This window comes from Bradyrhizobium sp. URHD0069 (assembly GCF_000701345.1).
In the GTDB taxonomy this organism is placed as follows: Bacteria; Pseudomonadota; Alphaproteobacteria; order Rhizobiales; family Xanthobacteraceae; genus Bradyrhizobium.
The window spans coordinates 199,498-216,775 of sequence record NZ_JNIJ01000011.1; the positions used below are offsets into that span (position 1 = coordinate 199,498).

The window sequence follows — 17,278 nt, forward strand, 5'->3', positions numbered from 1 at the left end:
CGAAGTCAAAGAAGTGGAAGTTCTGCGGAATATGATCGAAGGAAGAGGAGAGCTGCCATGTTTTCTCGGGTGCGGCCATCAGCAATGGCACACATTAGCACAAAGCATGTCAACAGTCGCTCCTACCGTCTGATGAGAAGTGCAGAAAACGCACTGCCGGCACAAAGCACGGCGACGATGGGAAAAATAACCGAGGTATCTCCCGTATGATCCATGAAGCGTCCTATAAGAGGCTCCCCAAGCCCCGCACATGCATATGATATGAAGTTGAGGAGACCAGTGGCGGTCCCTGAGAGACGCCGGCCAAAAATGTCCGGGCAAAGTGCCCAGAATGACGATGCGGGGCCAAATACGAAGAAGCCGCAAAGGAAGAGTCCGGCGATCCCGAGCAGGCTGCCATGCGGCACCAATTCCATCGCCATCGCGGTGATCGCGGCAAGGACCATGTAGGTGATGATTGCAGGATATCGTCGCGAATTAAACACGATGTCGGAAATCCAACTATTCGTTGAGGCGCCCAGCGCCATTCCGATCGGCAATGCCACCGTGATCCACGTCGGGTCGATCACGGTCGATGCTGACTTCCAGTTCGGACCGAGAAAATGCACGGGGATCCAAACAAGCAAGGCGTATCTCGCCGCGTTCTGAAATCCGATCGACAGACCTGTGGCATAGAGACGCCAGTTCGACAGAACAGCGCGATAGCGCGATGCACTGGCCTCCGTATCGACGGGGCCGGTCTCAGCTTCATCCGGGGACTTTTCGTCAGCGGGGCCAACCAATCCGAGATCCTCGGGCCGTTCCCGAACTGTGAGAAACATCACGATCGCGCCGAACAGCATGAGAAAGACCGACAGGCGAAAAATCCAGCGCCAATCGAGACCCAGGCTGCCCAGGATGATAATGGGAAGGAAGTATGCCAGAACCGACGAAAAGCCGGACATGCCGACGTAAAACGAATAAACAAAGCCGCGGTTTTTATGCCCCCACCAATTTGAAAGTAGCCTGCTTCCTGGCGCAAACCCCATCGCCTGGAAGTAGCCGTTCAAACCCCACGCCAGCAGAAGGCCAATGAAGCCCGTTGTGAAGCTGGTCGTCCAGTTCGCAGCGAACGACAGCACGGCGCCCGCGAGCATCATGACGCGCCCGCCCCACTTGTCGCCGAGATTGCCGTTGATGGACTGGCCGAGTGCATAGGCCCAAAGCATCGAAGCGCTTACCCATCCAAGCATTTCCTTGGATAGTCCGAGTTCTTTCTGAATGCCGGGGATCGCAAATCCGAATGTCTGGCGCCCGGTGTAATAGAAAAGGTAGCAGAACGAGACGCCCAACAAGGCCGCCCATTTGTAACGCTCATACGTGGCGTCAACATCCAACGTGCCGGCAACCGGCCGTGCAATGGCCTGCCCTGTTTCGAGCATAACGTACCCCCCTTGATGATAATTTTATGGTTAGCTTCTTTCTTGCGGGTTTACTGAACACCGTTCAGAGCGAAATCGAAGATGTCGAAATTGCGCAGCCGTCTGGCTTCAGCGAGGTCCCGGTATGTTTCGTTCATCGGATGCGAGAGAATGAAAGGTACAATCTGCTCGCTCAGTCCTCCATGGGATCGAAGACGATGACCATTGAGGCCTGTAAGGTCATGCTCGGCCCGGCTCGAGCCAACTACCGTGTGGGTGTCACCGATCGCAACAAAATCTCCCTCGCGATCGAGCGGCATCTGATAACGGCCAGCGGCGCTTTTCCCATCAAGAACGAGCGCAATTCCCGGGATTGCAGCAGCGACTTCCATGACGTCCGCCAGTTCCAATTTTGCGCGCAGGTAAATCCGCACGAACGATCCGAGGGCACCATGGTGCTTCACGAACGGATCGGTGATCGGACAGATAACGCGCACCGCATTCGGCCCGAAACGCCGGTTGAGTTCCTCCTCGAGGAAAACGACGCGCGGCGTCCCATCCTCATTCGTCTTTTCGTTCATACCATGATCGGCAATTAATCCGACAACTGCGCCGAGTCCGGCAAGCCGGCCGACTTTCGCATCAACCGCGCTGTGGAAGGCGTCCGCTTCGCTGTCGCCTGGGCCATGGGCGTGCTGAACCAGATCGGACAATGAAAGATAGAGAAGGTCCGCGCGGTCTTGCTCAAGCAGCTTGATGCCTGCATCAAGCACGAACAGCGACAAGTCGGGGCTGTACATGTCAGGCGTCGGCCGCCCGACGAGCGCCTCGACGTTTTCAATTCCATTTTCCGCAAGAGTCGCGCTGCCGGCCCTCTCCGACGAAAAACAAATCCCGCCCTTCATTTGATGGCCAAGCATCTTGCGAAGCTTGTCCTTGGCTGTGATCGCGGCGACACGCACGCCCGCGCGCGACATCTCGGCAAGGATCGTCGTGGCGCGCATCGGGCTTGCATCGACAATCATGATTTCTTTGCCGGTCGCCCGGTCGAGATAATAGTTTCCGGAAATGCCATGAACCGCGGGCGGCGCGCCTGTCACAATCGAAACATTGTTCGGATTGGTGAAGGTCGGCATCGCCGCATCGGCGAGTGTGGAAAAGCCGTCGCGCATCATCCGAGAGATATTTGTGAATACATTTGCCGCATTCTCGAAATTCAGATAGCGGGGATCGCAGCCATCGAGACAGACCACCACCGTGGGGCGCTTAGGTTTCGCGTAGGCTCGTCCGTTTACCTCGATCATCATCGCCCTTCGTTTGCTCGGATTTTGGCAGCTGGCCGACGAAGACCTTAAGCTGACGCGGTGCGAATAAAAATTGACTTATTCTCTCGCAATTGTAACTTTAATTCCATGAGGCTACGCGATCTCCCGCTCGGATCATTGCGAACATTCGCGGTTGTCGCCGACTGCGGCAGCATCACCTCTGCTGCCGAGACGCTAGGTGTCACGCACAGCGCGGTCAGTAAGCAAGTTAAACTGCTTGAACGGTGGCTGGGTCAAACTCTCTTCGTTCTCGAGGGACGAAGACTGATCCTGACGCCATTCGGAGATATCCTGTCGCGCAAGCTCGGCAGTGCACTCGAAGATATCGCGGGCGCCTGCGCATATGTGCAGCGTCAGCGTGAACGGCGGACCATCACGGTGGAAGCGCCAGCGACATTCGCCATGTATTGGCTGTTGCCGCGCGTCAGTGCTTTTCGCGCATTGGAACCGCAGACGGACGTCTGGGTTTCGACGCGAATGACCGGACAATCGCCAAATTTCGCAGGACACGATCTCGTAGTCTTGCGCGGTGAAACGGCTCCGACATCCAAGCGACTGAGCGAACGCGTCTTCCTGTTTCGCGAGGATATGGCGGTGCTGAGCTCGCCGAAGCTGCTGACCCGCAAGCCTCTGTCGAAGCCGACCGACATCACAAGCCACGCGCTGATCGAGTCCATGACCCGTCCGCAGGACTGGCAGGCTTGGCTGAAACGGGCAAAGGTCAATGATGCCATCGTGGCCGGCGGGCATCGGTTCGATCATCTATTTGTTGCTATACAGGCTGTTAAGGACGGACTCGGGTCCTTAGTGGCGCCTCAGAATCTGCTTCAGATGGCGATCACCAGCCACGAACTCGCATGTCCATTTCCTCACTTAAACTTTCCAGGCGAGTCATATTTTGCATATTTCGCTGGCGGCAGCATTGATCCCGCTATGAAACGGTTCAAGGACTGGCTCGTTCGGAAGGCCAAAGCGTAAAGCACCGGCACATCCGACTTGTTTTCGAGATCATGTGAGGGAAAGTTGCGCCATGTGGCAATCGTCGATTCCGCTCGGGGCTTTGCGGACGTTCGAAGTTGTGGTGCGACATGGGAGCATCGGGGCGGCCGCCATCGAACTTCACGTCACACATGGCGCAGTCAGCAAGCAGATCCGGCAGTTGGAGCAGTGGCTCGGACAGGAGCTCTTTGCACGATCGGGACGCCAAATGACGCCCACCGTTCATGGGATTGCCTTCGCCCGGGAACTCGGCAGCGCATTTGGGTTAATCGACCAAGCCTGCAAGAGTTATGGACGGCTGACGGCAAAGCAAACACTCCATGTGCGCGCACCCGCGACCTTTGCCATGCGCTGGCTCATACCGCGACTACCCCAATTCTACGAACGCCACTCCAATACCGAGGTCCACGTCACGACGACCATGACCACATGGTCATCCGAACGGAGTGTTTGCGATATTGTCATTCAGAGGGGCGAGACCTCGCATCTCCGGTTTCAAGGCCTCACTCTGTTCCACGAAGACAATTCCGCCATCATTTCTCCTGATGTCGCCAAGCTGCTCAAGATCAAGGAACCCCACGACATTCTTAAGGCCAATCATCTTGCCACCGAAACGCGGCCTTTCGACTGGAGAAATTGGCTTGAGGCCGCAGGGGTTCACGATACTTATCCTAATATCCTGCATCGCTTCGACCATCAGTTCATCGCACTGCAAGCAACAATCGATGGCCTAGGAGCCATGATTGGCCCGGTCCGCGTGGTTGCCGACGATATTCGAAAAGGCCGGCTTTGCGTTCCTTTTCCCGATGTCGTCGCGAAAGGAGCTACTTACACCGCAATCGCCGTCAACAATCAAGAAAGCCAGATTTGCCGTAGATTCATGCGGTGGATCGAGGAGGTTGCATTTGAAGATAAGAGCTTGGCGTCAAACGCTTCTTCGGATTTTTGATCGAACGGCATATGCCGCATCTACGAGCTGAGCAGCAACTTGCCCGAGACTAGTCGGACAATGTCCAGGCAGGACTTCGAACGGTTCTGGGAGATTTCGTCACACCTCATGTGAGGATTGATCGCTTGATGTGTTTGACCGACCTCCATACAGCAAAGTCAGTTGGGCCGTTGATTGCGTCGCGGGTCCGATCATGACGCTCTCGGGTTCCGGAACGAGGGTTGTGCGCCGCGCTCCCCAGATTCGCTGGCCCACACAACAAGGGAAATGGCAATGTCTGAGCTCTGGAGAATGACTGCGCGCAATGTCGTGAACCTTCTGAAGCGCCGTGAGCTGACTCCCCTCGATTTAATTGATGCATCGCTCCAGCGAATCGAGAAAACTAATCCCGCGCTGAATTCTCTTCCGACCGTCTGCGCTGACAGGGCACGCCGACACGCCCGTCGTATCGAACTTTCGGACGAAAATTCCGTCCTTTCAGGTCTTCCTGTCGCAGTGAAAGACCTCAACGACGTTCAGGGGGTTCGGACAACCTACGGATCGCCTCTGTTCGCCGAACACATCCCAGATGGCTCAGATGCGATGGTGGAGATTCTGGAAGAAAACGGCGGAATCGTCATAGCCAAGTCTAACGCACCAGAGTTTGGCCACGGCGCCAATACTTTCAATGATGTTTTCGGCAAAACACGCAACCCTTGGAATACCGGGTTGACGTGCGGAGGGTCATCCGGCGGGTCGGCAGTTGCGGTTGCATCTGGACAAACCTGGGCCGCGACTGGATCGGACTTCGGATGCAGCTTGCGAACGCCAGCCGCGTTTTGCTCCGTTGTAGGTTTACGTCCCTCCCCGGGACGAATCGCCAGAAGCCGAGTGCGCCTGCCGTTCGACAATCTTTGGGTGCAAGGGCCGATGGCTCGAAACGTCGGCGACGTCGCCCTGCTGCTCGACGCGATGGTCGGCGTTCATCCTCTCGATCCGATCTCCATCGAAAGGCCGGGAATTGCGTTTGTCAACGCGGTCGATAAACCGCGCGTCCCTCGCCGGATCGCCTTCAGCCCTGACCTCGGCGGCACCGTCAGAATTTCTAAGCAGATGCGCGAGCTGTTCAGCGATGCCGTGCGGAAGCTGTCCGCCTTGAACGTTCCGATCGATGAAGCCTGCCCCGACTTAAGCGATGCGGGATCTATCTACGAAATTCTGCGAGCCAACCAGTTTGTGGGGGACCTCGGCCCCATCATTGAAGACCATCGCGACCGCGTCAAAGTGGAATTGGTGGACAATTACGCGCGTGGAAAATCCATGAGTGTGGAGAAACTCGCGAAGGCAGAGATCGAGCGCGGCAAGCTCTACGAGAGGGTCGCGCGATTTTTCAAGACGTATGACCTCCTGATCGCACCTTCGACGGCCGTGCTGCCATTTGATATCGACATGAAGTATCTTAAGGATATCGATGGCCAACCCCTGAACTACTACTACGAATGGTACGCTATTTGTTACAGTTTGACGCTTACGGCGCTTCCGATCTTGTCGTTGCCTTGCGGTTTCACCTCCGATGGTCTTCCGGTCGCGCTACAACTTGTCGGCCCGCCGCGAGGTGAGCATCGCCTGCTATCTTACGCCGCACTTCTGGAAGATATCTTTGGGGTCAACCGCGCAACGCCAATCGATGCTCGATCAGCCGAAGAGGCCAGAACAGCGACCGCACCTGTCGCCTGAACTCCCGCATCGTTCCACGGCCGCAAACACTGCCTGTACCGAAAACCTTAGCGTGCGACGAGAAACCCGCGCAGCGCGTCGGGCTTCGTTTTTCGATGACATGCAAACCGTAAACGCGAAAACCTCATCGATGAGACCACTCTTCAGCCTTTTGAAGCAGCTCACTTAGCGCCGTTTTTTGCACGTCAATGTCTGCCAGTTTAACATTCAATCGGATTGAGCCCTTTCCTCTACCTAACGCCTCTATTCCCGCCTCTTCCAATCTGTCCACAATCGCCTGTCGGGCAGCAGCACCGACTTTGATAATCACAGCGCAATGTGACGCAACCTTTCGCGGGTAAAACCAGCCAAAAGTATAGCCGTTGATCGGAGAACACGGCACGCCGGCGGAGCGGAATTTGGCCAGCAACCCTTCGCAGGCCTCGTCCGCGAACACCTCCTCGAGAATCTTAAGGAGGTCCTCCTGGTACTGCGCGCGGAGCGAGGTGGAGGCGAACCGCAAATCTTCAGACAGATCAGGACGGGCGATCGCGTTGCAGTCTGCCAATTCAAACGGAGATGGGGAATCGAACCCGAGCGCAATCTTCCGCTGCTCTGTCTTCCTCCGTCTGGCTGGTTTGCCGAAAACGACCGTCGGCGGCTCGTCCAGGTTTCGCCGGTCCCGAGCTGGCGCAGATGAGCGAGAAGATACGTACACAGATGCACCGTTTTCTGGGATGCCGGAATCCGTGGACCGGATTTCGTTTGGGCTGCAACAGGGCCGGCGCGCGAAGCATACAGCCGTCATCCGGTAGTGTTTCGGGAAGCATCGACCTCCGGTCAACGTGAGATGATGCCGGTGGCGGGACTTTTTGCGCGAAGTGCGGCGCCTCGTCGTGGATTTTGCAGTAGGTCGTGTCCTGAAAGCGGAGGCAGGCGACGACGAACAGCGCGTAGGCTCAGCCGCCGATGAGGTTGAGCATTTGATCCTTATTGGCCTGGTCTCCGTAAGATTCGGAGAATGAAATTCAGCCAAGATGCAGGTGATCGATGGCCGGGTGACCGTTCGATGCAAGGCGAAGAGCACCCAAACAATGAGGGCGTCTTTTGTCCGCCACAGCTCTGCATTATATTATGGGCCCACCGCGCGTGGAAAAGCGGAGCAAGGATATGGCGAAGAACGTTGTGATACTTTCCGACGGAACTGGCCAAGGTGCTAGCATGCCGAAGGCGGAGCGCACCAACGTCTGGAAGCTATGGGATGCAACGAAAGAGGCTGCTTCTGCTCAACAGGTAACGTTCTATGATGAGGGCCAGGGTGCGGAGCACAAGCGCGAGTGGTGGCGTTGGGCGTACGATCTCGCCAGCCGGGCGACGGGCCTCGGAATCTCGCAAAATATCAAGGACTGCTATACGGCGCTCATCGAATACTATGAACCGGGTGACCGGGTCTTTCTGTTCGGATTCAGTCGTGGCGCCTTTACCGTACGTAGTGTCGGCGGCGTGCTGTCGCTGTGTGGCATTCCGCAACGCGACGCCGCGGGAAACAGTCCTCGCGACCGTCAGAATAAGAAGGGTCGATTGGCGCTTGTCGAGGAGGCGATTGAGACGGTCTACAAGCACTACGGAGGCAATGAGAAGCAGGAAGAGCGCATTGCCCTTGGCGTGAAGTATCGCGCCCGCTACCACAGCCTTTCCATCGACTCCGGCAACCCTCCCTTTCCCTATTTCATTGGAGTTTGGGACACCTTGCGCGCGCTCGGTATTCCAGGTTCAAGCGGATTGGTCTTGTGCCGTCACCTTCCACAACGCCTCGCTAAATCCCTGCGTCCCCTACGGACGCCAAGCGCTCTCGATCGACGAAAACCGCGAAATCTTCGCGCCGGAGATTTGGGACGAGTCGGAAGAATTGCCGGAAGCCAAAGCGCGTGGCCGTATCAAGCAGGTTTGGTTCCCCGGCGTGCATTCCGACGTCGGCGGCGGCTATCCCGAGACGGGCCTATCCGATTTGGCGTTGGAGTGGATGATCAAGGAGGCGATGGCAGTCGAGCATCCGCTCATCGTGGATAGGACCAAGCTGAAATGGAAGCCGTCACACGAAGGCATTCAGCACGACGAGCGGACCGGATGGGGTCGCGCCTGGGCCGAGGGTACCAGGGAAGGCGTACGAGACGGCAAGGGCCCGGACATCCTACATGAAGGTTCTGTTCGCAAGCGGTTTGGCTTAGCCAAGGCACGTTGCGTGACCGGCGATCGACCCTACCGTCCGAAGGCGCTGGCAAAACACCGGGATTGTTTGACCTTCTATTGAGGTCCAATCGGCTTCCCCGGTCGCGATACGCCGGTGTGAATCGGCGTGAAACTATTAATCGACCCGGTCTATCCACGCAACGTCCATCAGCTATCATTACGCGAGCTGCAGGAACAGTTGCGCTGCTGGAGCGTTCTAAGAGGAAATCCCCCAAAGGAGCATTCTCATGCGTCAACAACGCACGCACCCAACGCGTATGGCTGCGCCCGCGTCAACTTACCGGGCGCCGACCGATCCTCCAACAAGTGGCTACGCCCTCATCGTGGACGGCCATGTCAAGCTCGAGTTCAAGATCCAGGATTCCGCCATCCAAGCAGCCAAAGATTTGAAGCAGCGTTTTCCAAACCTTCAGATCAAGGTTTACGATGCGGAAACAAAGCGCAGTGAGAAGATCGAGCTAGCTCCAGCCTGATGGCGGCTGAGTTCGGCGTCTGGGAAATCGGAAACGGTTCGCAAACCACTCAACCTACCGGCGCATCCCGCTAACGAATCTAAAATCGTTCTGGCGGACGTTAGTGGCAACCAAAGGGGTGAAGATGGAGTTCGGACCATGAACGGGGAAGCCGCCTTAGAGAACGTGCGCCGATATCGCGCGATCGCTTCGTTATACCGACAAACCGCGGCCTTCCGGCCTGCCCAAAGCTGGTCTTTACTGGGGCAGGCTAAGGAATGGGAGCGTCGGGCCTTGGCGGAGTTGGAAGCCTACTTTGAACGGACTGGTGGCGAACAGGCGCGATATTGGAAATCGGTGGCGTCACCTGAGTGCCGCCCAGCGTGAATCGGATCCAAGTGTAAGGACGCCGCCAAAGTGTTCTCGAGCCCTTGCTGTGCTGCGTGAGGCTAATCGGTTAGCTCGTTCACACTTGAACAGCAAATTTCATCAAGCTGCCGCGCCAGCGCCAGCGCGCTTACCCTTAGTGCCTCGATCTTCGATGCTTCGGATGCTGCTTTTCGAGCTCTTGGATACGCTCGTTGAATGAGGCTAGCTCAAGATAAAGGCGCTCGATTTCCGCGTTCTTCCTGACCGGCCCAAATGGCTTCCAAACCGTGCGTGATCGCATGACGCGCTCCCCTGCTTGGGCACGCCTGCGTGAACCCGATTCGTGGCCAGAATTGGAAGCCCTCTTGGCGAGGATATGACCGGGCCGCGAGGTTGATAGTTTCGGAAAATCAGAATTTTACTCGACTCCCAACCCAAATCAGTGGTCTAAAGTCGCCGGCAGCAACCACGTTCGAGCAAACGAGAGGTCGACGGTGCCAGATCGGGATGTGGCGCACTCGGATTTCCAGCCGCAACTATTCCGGAAGTTACCCACCAGATACCGGCACCTACCGAGAGAGATCCGGCACTCGGCGTATCCCCCGCGGCTACATCGATGGTCGAGAGACCGACGCCGATTCCGACCATGTTGAGAATTATCTGCATGACGAGGGCAATCGTGGCCCCCGCGAACACGGCACCCCAGGAGACCTGATTCAACATTATCGTGCGGACGTCGTCAGCGGGACCGACCGCACTCACTTGGGCAGGATTTCGGTGCTCGTTGGGACGAACCACTTCGGGTGAATAAGCCATTTTGTAAACGCTTTCTACAAATTGGAAACTTTGCCTGTAACCTCCTCTTTCCAACGATGTTCCTTTGCTTGCTGAATTAATCTGCGTGCAGCTTACACAGGACCGACGCCAAATTCCACGGTCGCCGGCTGCTGCCCTGCGTCCAACATCGGAATGAATTAGCCAGACCTCGATCCGGCGCGCGACCTCCTGGGCGAGGCCTCCTTCGATCAGGCACCATCATCTTGCGGCTGTGGGAGTTAGCGCGCGCTGCTTCGCCAGCAACGCTGGTCGCCGTAGGACCGTTGCTGGGTTGCTGATCTTTTCAGCGATCCTCGATGGTACCGAGGAACGAAGGCTCCAAGTTCCGGTTATTGCGCATACTGGCTCCTTCAACGTGCGGCAATCCGGTTCGTGAGTTTGATTGAGCCCGCGTCATGAGGCTAGCGAATGTCCACTGCTGCAACCGTCTCCGTCATTATTGTGGTCGCTCTCATTCTTCTGGCGATCGGGAACATTGTGTTCTCAGTCCTGGCGGAACGGAATAACCCACCTATTGGTACCTTTACCGAGTGCGACGGCGTGCGACTCCACTATCTCGACCGTGGTGATCCCGCGGCTCCCTGCGTGGTGCTGTTTCATGGCAACGGCTCTATGATCCAAGATTTCACGATCAGCGGGCTTGTTGACCTTCTTGCCCGCCGCAATCGTGTTCTCTGCTTTGACCGGCCCGGCTTCGGATATAGCCAACGGCCCCGCTCGCGGATCTGGACCGCAACAGCCCAAGCGGATCTGTTTGTGAAGGCTCTTAATCAACTCGGCGCACGCAATCCTGTCGTGCTGGGCCACTCATGGGGTGCGCTGGTCGCTATTGCCATCGGATTGCGAAATGACTATCCGATCCGTGGTCTTGTGCTTGCCTCCGGTTACTACTTTCCGACCTGGCGCTGGGACGTGTGGATGATGTCAGGTCCAGCGATACCGGTATTGGGCGATCTGGTTCGTTACACGGTCGCTCCAATCATTTCATGGGCCATTCTGCCGAGATTGATTCGCAAGCTTTTCGCACCCCGCTCTGTCCCGCGCGACTTCAAGACCCGGTTCCCAGCTTCGCTAACGCTCAGGCCCAAACAGTTGAGGGCGGCTGCCGAGGAAAGTGCCTTGCTCGTTCCGGCGGCGGCACACTTCCAGTCTCGTTATCCAAGCATTCGGTGTCCTGTCCGCATCTTCCACGGAACAGGGGACCAAGTCAGCGAACCCGAACAGGCGCGACGTCTACACCAGATGCTGAGCCGCTCCGACCTCCACCTCCTTCAGGATGCTGGGCACATGGTAATTTATGCCGATGGTGCCGCTATTGCGCTGGCCGCAGATACGGCAGGTGTGCCATTGCCTCATGACATGAGACGGCGTGGCCCAGATGTCAGATGACCGAGCGATCAGTTGATAGTTCGGGTGTTACGTTCTGAACACGACTTTTGCGGCGAAATGGTTGAAGTGCTGTAGGAACATTGTGGAACACTGCGGATTGGAGAAACAAACGAAAAATCTTTAGGAGGTCATCATGGCTATCGAAGATCAGGAGACCGAAAATCTGATTGGCAGCGACAAGGTCGAGGGTACTGCCGTGTACGGCGCAGACAATCAGAAGATCGGCTCCATCGAACGGGTAATGATCGACAAGATTAGCGGACAAGTTCACTACGCTGTTGTGAGCTTTGGCGGCTTTCTCGGGATTGGCGATGACCACTATCCCCTGCCGTGGCAATCGCTGAAATACGACACCGACCTCGGCGGCTATATCACTGGCATCACCGAAGACCAGCTGCCGAGTGCGCCAAAGTACAGCAACGATAGCAAGTGGGATTGGTCAGACCCTGCGGCTGGCCGCTTGATCCGTGAGTACTATGGCGTTTCGGTTGTGTAACCCCCAGCATTCAGTTTGGTAGTGCAACCAAGGTACATCTCCGCCAATCTTTGGAGCGTTCTAGTTCAAGCGTTACCTGGCTACATCCGAAATGCGTTTTGCAGACCGCCGGAGGTCCGCCGTTTGTTATGGCGCTGGCGTACCGAAGTCAGACAAACTTCGATTTTCGGTCAGGACTAATCGACTTTGAGCCTCCATGCTGCGCTCTGGTTTCACTACGGGCCCACTACTCTCCCGACTCGGATTTTGGATCGGGCATTAGTGCGAGAGTCCGTTGACGGACAAACCTTTCCACTCACAAGCGATAACGTCAGTAACGCCCGAAATCCCAGATCCCGCGTTTCCTCCAGTTGAACCCCGTTCGTAACCCCTGCTGCGGACGGGGTTTTCATTCCCGGTCCTATGGGTCCGCTTTTCCACTGCGCTCGTGTAAGACTTTGCTAGTCAACAACCTAAGGGCTCAGCGTGGTCTTACTGCCATCAATGTGGTCAGCAAGCGTTTTGGCCAAGACTGCTAAATCAACCGGCTTGATACAACGAGGAATATCGGCATAAGCATCCGGCTCCGATTCACCACCGTAGCCTGACGCAAAGACAAACGGGACACGCTTTAGCCGAAGCACGTCAGCGACGGGATAGACCCGTTCACCCCTGAGATTAATGTCCAGAACCGCGCCCTGAACATCAGCGGACTCCAGCAGCTCTAGTGCTTCCGCAACGGAGCCTACGGGACCCAGCACTTCCGCCCCGAGAATCTGGAAGTAATCCGCTAGATCTTGAGCCAGAAGATATTCATCCTCCACAATCAGTACGTGATGTCCACGCCAACGATCCGCAGCAAGATTCATTTGATCCGTTCCAAGGGAAGTTCGACCGTGCAGCGCACGCCGTCGCTAGTAAATTCGAGATTGGTGATTGCGTTCAGTTGATATGGAAGCGCACGCTCGATGAGCTCGCGCCCATATCCTTTGCGCCGTCCCTCTCCCGCGGGATCTGGCATCGTAACGCCAGTCTCGCGCCAATTTAGTATGACGTGCGCGTCGCCGTCCTCCTGCCGCAGGCGCCACTTGACTGCGAGCTTGCCCGGCTGGCTTAGCGCGCCATATTTGACCGCATTGGTCGCAAGCTCATGCAGCGCGAGAGCCAACGCCTGAGCGGCGTTTGGAGCCAGCTCGACAGAAGGGCCTCCGATATCCGCCGCGTCACCGGGTCCATGCGCCTCCAATTCCGCCCGTACAATCTGTTGCAGATCGACTGGCCCGTGATCAGTGCGCGCCAGCAAGCCTTGCACGCGAGACAACGCGTGCAGCCGGCTTTCAAATTGGTGAGAGAAATCTGCCAGCGAAGTGCTGGATTTCACCGTTTGTCGTGCGATCGCCTGCACGAGCGCAAGGAGATTCCTGGTGCGGTGCTGCAGTTCGGAAAGTAGGATTTGTTGGCGGTCCTGCAAACACCGCATGTCATGCACGTCAGCCGATGTGCCGACCCACTCTGTTCGTGACTGGCCCGCGGGCTTTGCCCTTGTTTGATGCCAGCGATACTCACCGTCCGCAGCCCGGCGAATCCTGTGCTCGATGTAATATTCACCCGAATCTTGCGCATCTTGCCAGCGGCTTCGGGTCACTTCCCGGTCGTCAGGATGAACTGCCGCCAACCAGCCGAAGCCCCGGCTCTCAGCGTCCGACAATCCGGCATAAATCTCCCACTGAGGGCTTCCCCAACTTCGCGCGCCGTCTTCGAGAGATCGAAAGACGAGTTGGGGGATGGACGTCGCCAGCATGCGGAACCGCGCCTCGCTTTCCTTCAACTCAAGTTCGCTGGTATGCTGCGCCGTCCGGTCGCGCATTATCTTGACAAAGCCATCGCCAGTTTGAAGACGCATGAGCAGGCCGGAGCCCCAGAACCGCGATCCGTCTTTGCGTTGGTGCCATCTTTCATCTTCGCTGCGGCCGTTCAGCGAAGCTGTTGATCGCTCTCGCTGAGGGGCGCCCCCAGCGCGGTCCTCCGACGTAAAAATCACATCGCCATCCCCACCAAGGATTTCTTTCTCCGAATAACCGGTCAGGCGCTCGGCCCCGATATTCCAGCTGATTACCTTCCCTGCATTATCCTGCGCGAATACAGCGAAATCTGTGGCGCTTTCAAAAATCAGACGCAAGAGGTCCGCATCTCGAGGAGGTCGCGTTTCCGAAATCCCGTCCGACACCTTCGAACCCTCAACGTCCATTTTTCGAGGATAAAACAACAAGCCACGCAAAAGGTTCAAAAAGCCTCGTACTTGGTGTGGGCTTCGCCGGACAGAAGGGCGTGCCGTGGCCTCCGGCTGCATTAAAGATCCTTGTTCGGCAGGAACGCTGGCGAAAGGAAATCGTAGGAACTGCTTTGAGAGCCGCCGATGCCTAGCTCCGAAAGGCGGATCATGAAGTGATGCTTGTGGATGGACCACGCACTCGCCTCGACTCGATCAGTTAGATCCCAGGGCGATGAAAGGCGGCGCCGACCTAAGGGCGAACCGCTGCCGAAGGCATCCTTCCTAAGCGCATGCCTTGTGCGCCCAAAGGGCCGGCCAATTCGAAGCGTGGTCGGCGCAATTGAGACCCGCTGCGCCCGCTTCGAGCCACGGCTACTTACTTCAAGCGACCCCGGATGGCGCATGGCCCGGCTGGATGATCGGCGGACGTGACAAGCAGATAGTCGATTGTCAGCAGCTGCCTGATTAGGCTCCGCCGATTGCTTTGACAATCTTGCCGCTACCGCCACAGTTCTGGCAGGGCGAACCGTCAATGCGGCCGCTGCCATGACACTGCGGGCAGATATCCTCGCCGGTCCCGGGAGTTCCGCGTGCGGCTTCATCGCCAGGATTGAGCGTCTGCGTAGGCGTCCCCAGCCGTGAACGGGCATCGTCCTTTTCAGAGTTCTGAGGGTTGTTCATTCGTGCCTCCTTACTGTTCACCAACGCACCGACCACGGGATGGTTGCCGTGACGTGCCGAGATCGACGGACGCAAAGCGGACACTCATGGCCTGGCTGCGAAGTTCGCCTGTCAATTCCACAAATACTTGCCGCATTATGGGCGCGAAGATACGCGCCCAAGGCGCGCGCGAAGCCGCGCAGAAAGCGATCCGCGTTACTGACCGCGCTGAAGCCGAAGCATGGTCGCTCCATATAGAGGGTTATGGCGGATCTGCGCAGCCGTCGGCCCGTCGGGCAATGCCTCAACAGCGGATGTGGTGACTTGGGGTCGAATTGCCGCCGCTGTAAGACCCCGCCAGTATCCCGCTAGATGCGATCCGGCGACCCCGCGATACGGCGATCTGGTCAATGCGCCGGTGGATGCGGTGGATGTGAAATACCGCGGCGCGGTCGATCTTAGCCGTTTACCCGCACGGATACGCCGCGCAGCAGCTTCATTCAGCGAGTCTGCTACGATAAGGCGCGGAAATAATGCTGGTCAATTTGCGGGGCACTTACTACCACTATTGCGAACTTCCCCCGATCACCTTCGACGCATTCATTTCATCGCCTTCGATGGGGCAGTTCTACAATCGGAGGATCATAGGCTCAGCCTTCTTGACCGACTTGGGTACGCGCTTGGTGCGTGCCGGTCGGGCAGGTGTCCGACCAGTTCGCCCGACAATTCATAAATTATTGATCCCTTTTAGATCGTAAACTTTTGGCCGTAGCCAGGCAGGAGTCAGTACAAGCCACCGGTTACTTGTGGTAGCTGCATTTTTTCCTCGACATCTATTCTATCGGGAGGCGCGGCTACTTCCGCTCCGCCATCTGCTTCTTCAGGTCGTCGATAAAATGTTGTGCGCCTTCTTGGGTGAGGAGCTCGCCCGATTTGTCCGGCACATTCGCTTTTTGACAGAGGCTTTTGATTTCGTCCCGCTGCTCCTCGGTCATCATCGGTTCTTCCATGGCACGCTCCCTACGCAACGTTGGCCTTCTCACGCAGTTCGTCGATCAACTTCGAGGCTTCCGCCTTCGTCAGGCCGTCGTCGAATAGGTCGGGAGCGCCCGCTTGCTCGCACAGGGTTTTCAGATACGACGCCTGCGCTCCGGTCATCGGGTCAGCACCCGATACCCACTCGTCGGGATTTTTTGCGTGTTATCGGGTCGTTCCGTTTTCGGATTCATGGTGAGCTCCCTGTTGGGAGCAGGTAACGCAGCCGTTCGCGGAATGTTCCACGGGCCTACGGTCCCTCACGCGAGACGCCGTCAGCGTGGGTAATTGCCTGAAGGAGAACGTCACGGTGGGAAAAACCTCGCGGAGTATCTGGCTCCCGGCGAACTTTTCTCGACCGACGACCTGAAGCCCGGCCATGGCGCCATCGTGCGGCGAGGCCTCACAAAAGTCGCCGCCTATCGCGATGACGCAGGGCAGCTGTACAACCGATCCGCCGCCTGTACCCACATCGGCTGTCATCTGCATTGGAATTCTTTCGAGACCTGCTGGGACTATCCGTGTCATGGCCTCGTAGTTTGCGGTTGATGGCACCGCCCCAACGCTCCGGCGATAAGCGCGCTGGCCAAAGCGGCTGAATGATGCAGAGGAGCCCATTCTTCGGATGGAGCACAACTAATGGCGGGTAATCGCAGGCGCGGATGACTGTCCGGAACTTTTATGAACCGCGAGGATTGGACCGCGACGGGCGCGCGGACATATCCGGGGACCAGATGTCTCATTCCGAAATTGCTGAATTGGCATTGTTATACTTTGTCCTCCCACTCTGGCTAGCGGCCGGCTTTGCCGATTATCTTTGTCACCGAGCCTCAAGCATTGAGCTGACGAGCGGCTACAAGGAATCGCTTATTCATCTGTTGATGTTTGCAGAAGTCGCGGTGCCCTTGCTGGCGGCTATCTTTCTGGAGATTAACGCGCTTGTCATCGCGACAATGATCGCTGGCTTCATTGCGCACCAATTGACCGCGCTGTGGGACGTAACCTTTGCGAATGATAAGCGGCGCGTTACGCCCATCGAACAACAGGTGCATAGCTTTCTCGAACTGATGCCCCTGACCGGCATAGTGATCGTCATCATTTTCAACTGGCCGCAATTTCTCAGCCTGTTCGGGCTGGGTCCTGAGGCTGCCCGTTTTCGCATCGCGTTAAA

At 57.0% G+C, this 17,278-nt stretch carries 18 protein-coding genes and 2 pseudogenes; 12 read left to right on the plus strand and 8 right to left on the minus strand.

The window, feature by feature from the left end:
- Positions 1–122: 122 nt before the first annotated feature.
- Complete coding sequence (locus tag N554_RS0106475; protein ID WP_081851134.1) at positions 123–1,421, minus strand: MFS transporter; 1,299 nt, start codon at positions 1,419–1,421, stop codon at positions 123–125.
- 50 nt (positions 1,422–1,471) lie between these two features.
- Positions 1,472–2,704, minus strand: coding sequence for a phosphonoacetate hydrolase (phnA, locus tag N554_RS0106480; protein ID WP_245283535.1), 1,233 nt, complete (start codon positions 2,702–2,704; stop codon positions 1,472–1,474).
- A 108-nt stretch (positions 2,705–2,812) separates the two neighbouring features.
- Between phnA and N554_RS42635 the strand changes: the two genes are divergently transcribed.
- The 3 genes from N554_RS42635 to N554_RS37960 all read left to right on the plus strand — a co-directional run bounded on the left by N554_RS42635 (position 2,813) and on the right by N554_RS37960 (position 6,389).
- Positions 2,813–3,703 (plus strand): LysR substrate-binding domain-containing protein, encoded by an 891-nt coding sequence (locus N554_RS42635; protein WP_029582734.1) that lies wholly within the window; start codon positions 2,813–2,815, stop codon positions 3,701–3,703.
- Between the two features lie 52 nt (positions 3,704–3,755).
- Entirely contained in the window at positions 3,756–4,673 is a 918-nt protein-coding gene (locus tag N554_RS0106490) for a LysR substrate-binding domain-containing protein (protein WP_036052517.1), read from the plus strand.
- A gap of 273 nt (positions 4,674–4,946) precedes the next feature.
- The gene (locus N554_RS37960) at positions 4,947–6,389 is read left to right on the plus strand and encodes an amidase (protein ID WP_081851135.1); all 1,443 of its coding nucleotides are present in this window, start codon (positions 4,947–4,949) and stop codon (positions 6,387–6,389) included.
- Positions 6,390–6,513: 124 nt separating this feature from the next.
- Here the strand turns inward: N554_RS37960 and N554_RS42640 are convergent, their stop codons facing one another.
- On the minus strand, positions 6,514–7,176 hold the full coding sequence (locus N554_RS42640; protein WP_156041816.1) for a CoA transferase: 663 nt from the start codon (positions 7,174–7,176) through the stop codon (positions 6,514–6,516).
- A gap of 362 nt (positions 7,177–7,538) precedes the next feature.
- Here N554_RS42640 and N554_RS37965 point away from each other — a divergent pair.
- From N554_RS37965 to N554_RS0106525, 6 genes and pseudogenes are all read left to right on the plus strand, one after another.
- Positions 7,539–8,141 (plus strand): annotated as a pseudogene (locus N554_RS37965) (phospholipase effector Tle1 domain-containing protein); the annotation flags it as partial.
- Entirely contained in the window at positions 8,101–8,679 is a 579-nt protein-coding gene (locus tag N554_RS42885; RefSeq protein ID WP_029582739.1) for a phospholipase effector Tle1 domain-containing protein, read from the plus strand. The pseudogene N554_RS37965 and the gene N554_RS42885, both read left to right, overlap by 41 nt.
- Before the next feature lie 166 nt (positions 8,680–8,845).
- A complete protein-coding gene (locus tag N554_RS0106515) occupies positions 8,846–9,091 on the plus strand; it encodes a hypothetical protein (RefSeq protein WP_029582740.1) in 246 nt (81 codons plus the stop codon).
- Between the two features lie 138 nt (positions 9,092–9,229).
- Complete coding sequence (locus N554_RS41780) at positions 9,230–9,457, plus strand: hypothetical protein (protein WP_081851137.1); 228 nt, start codon at positions 9,230–9,232, stop codon at positions 9,455–9,457.
- A gap of 1,227 nt (positions 9,458–10,684) precedes the next feature.
- Entirely contained in the window at positions 10,685–11,665 is a 981-nt protein-coding gene (locus N554_RS0106520; RefSeq protein WP_051677350.1) for an alpha/beta fold hydrolase, read from the plus strand.
- A gap of 133 nt (positions 11,666–11,798) precedes the next feature.
- Complete coding sequence (locus N554_RS0106525; protein WP_029582742.1) at positions 11,799–12,161, plus strand: PRC-barrel domain-containing protein; 363 nt, start codon at positions 11,799–11,801, stop codon at positions 12,159–12,161.
- A 452-nt stretch (positions 12,162–12,613) separates the two neighbouring features.
- Here the strand turns inward: N554_RS0106525 and N554_RS0106530 are convergent, their stop codons facing one another.
- From N554_RS0106530 to N554_RS40825, 3 genes are all read right to left on the minus strand, one after another.
- Positions 12,614–13,009, minus strand: coding sequence for a response regulator (locus tag N554_RS0106530; protein WP_029582743.1), 396 nt, complete (start codon positions 13,007–13,009; stop codon positions 12,614–12,616).
- Positions 13,006–14,427 (minus strand): PAS domain S-box protein, encoded by a 1,422-nt coding sequence (locus N554_RS0106535; protein WP_197033443.1) that lies wholly within the window; start codon positions 14,425–14,427, stop codon positions 13,006–13,008. Before N554_RS0106535 ends, N554_RS0106530 begins: the two co-directional genes overlap by 4 nt.
- 450 nt (positions 14,428–14,877) lie before the next feature.
- Positions 14,878–15,093, minus strand: a complete 216-nt coding sequence (locus tag N554_RS40825) for a hypothetical protein (RefSeq protein ID WP_081851147.1) — start codon at positions 15,091–15,093, stop codon at positions 14,878–14,880.
- Between the two features lie 512 nt (positions 15,094–15,605).
- Here N554_RS40825 and N554_RS42890 point away from each other — a divergent pair.
- Positions 15,606–15,830 carry a KTSC domain-containing protein gene (locus N554_RS42890; RefSeq protein ID WP_081851139.1) on the plus strand — a complete coding sequence of 75 codons (225 nt, stop codon included), beginning with the start codon at positions 15,606–15,608 and terminating at the stop codon, positions 15,828–15,830.
- Between the two features lie 96 nt (positions 15,831–15,926).
- Here N554_RS42890 and N554_RS39655 read toward each other — a convergent pair whose 3' ends face one another.
- Both N554_RS39655 and N554_RS37985 read right to left on the minus strand, forming a co-directional pair.
- Complete coding sequence (locus N554_RS39655) at positions 15,927–16,082, minus strand: hypothetical protein (RefSeq protein WP_156041818.1); 156 nt, start codon at positions 16,080–16,082, stop codon at positions 15,927–15,929.
- A 10-nt stretch (positions 16,083–16,092) separates the two neighbouring features.
- Positions 16,093–16,230, minus strand: a complete 138-nt coding sequence (locus N554_RS37985) for a DUF3072 domain-containing protein (protein ID WP_081851140.1) — start codon at positions 16,228–16,230, stop codon at positions 16,093–16,095.
- Positions 16,231–16,358: 128 nt separating this feature from the next.
- Between N554_RS37985 and N554_RS37990 the strand changes: the two are divergent.
- Positions 16,359–16,710 (plus strand): annotated as a pseudogene (locus N554_RS37990) (Rieske 2Fe-2S domain-containing protein); the annotation flags it as partial.
- A 131-nt stretch (positions 16,711–16,841) separates the two neighbouring features.
- The coding region (locus N554_RS0106565; RefSeq protein ID WP_029582746.1) for a hypothetical protein at positions 16,842–17,278 on the plus strand (437 nt) is incomplete at its 3' end.

Bases quoted from the DNA above. Each gene is read 5' to 3' on its own strand.
- N554_RS0106475 (WP_081851134.1), bottom strand. From the start codon at position 1,421: ATGCTCGAAACAGGGCAGGCCATTGCACGGCCGGTTGCCGGCACGTTG.
- phnA (WP_245283535.1), bottom strand. From the start codon at position 2,704: ATGATCGAGGTAAACGGACGAGCCTACGCGAAACCTAAGCGCCCCACG.
- N554_RS42635 (WP_029582734.1), top strand. From the start codon at position 2,813: ATGAGGCTACGCGATCTCCCGCTCGGATCATTGCGAACATTCGCGGTT.
- N554_RS0106490 (WP_036052517.1), top strand. From the start codon at position 3,756: ATGTGGCAATCGTCGATTCCGCTCGGGGCTTTGCGGACGTTCGAAGTT.
- N554_RS37960 (WP_081851135.1), top strand. From the start codon at position 4,947: ATGTCTGAGCTCTGGAGAATGACTGCGCGCAATGTCGTGAACCTTCTG.
- N554_RS42640 (WP_156041816.1), bottom strand. From the start codon at position 7,176: ATGACGGCTGTATGCTTCGCGCGCCGGCCCTGTTGCAGCCCAAACGAA.
- N554_RS0106515 (WP_029582740.1), top strand. From the start codon at position 8,846: ATGCGTCAACAACGCACGCACCCAACGCGTATGGCTGCGCCCGCGTCA.
- N554_RS41780 (WP_081851137.1), top strand. From the start codon at position 9,230: ATGAACGGGGAAGCCGCCTTAGAGAACGTGCGCCGATATCGCGCGATC.
- N554_RS0106520 (WP_051677350.1), top strand. From the start codon at position 10,685: ATGTCCACTGCTGCAACCGTCTCCGTCATTATTGTGGTCGCTCTCATT.
- N554_RS0106525 (WP_029582742.1), top strand. From the start codon at position 11,799: ATGGCTATCGAAGATCAGGAGACCGAAAATCTGATTGGCAGCGACAAG.
- N554_RS0106530 (WP_029582743.1), bottom strand. From the start codon at position 13,009: ATGAATCTTGCTGCGGATCGTTGGCGTGGACATCACGTACTGATTGTG.
- N554_RS40825 (WP_081851147.1), bottom strand. From the start codon at position 15,093: ATGAACAACCCTCAGAACTCTGAAAAGGACGATGCCCGTTCACGGCTG.
- N554_RS42890 (WP_081851139.1), top strand. From the start codon at position 15,606: ATGCTGGTCAATTTGCGGGGCACTTACTACCACTATTGCGAACTTCCC.
- N554_RS39655 (WP_156041818.1), bottom strand. From the start codon at position 16,082: ATGGAAGAACCGATGATGACCGAGGAGCAGCGGGACGAAATCAAAAGC.
- N554_RS37985 (WP_081851140.1), bottom strand. From the start codon at position 16,230: ATGACCGGAGCGCAGGCGTCGTATCTGAAAACCCTGTGCGAGCAAGCG.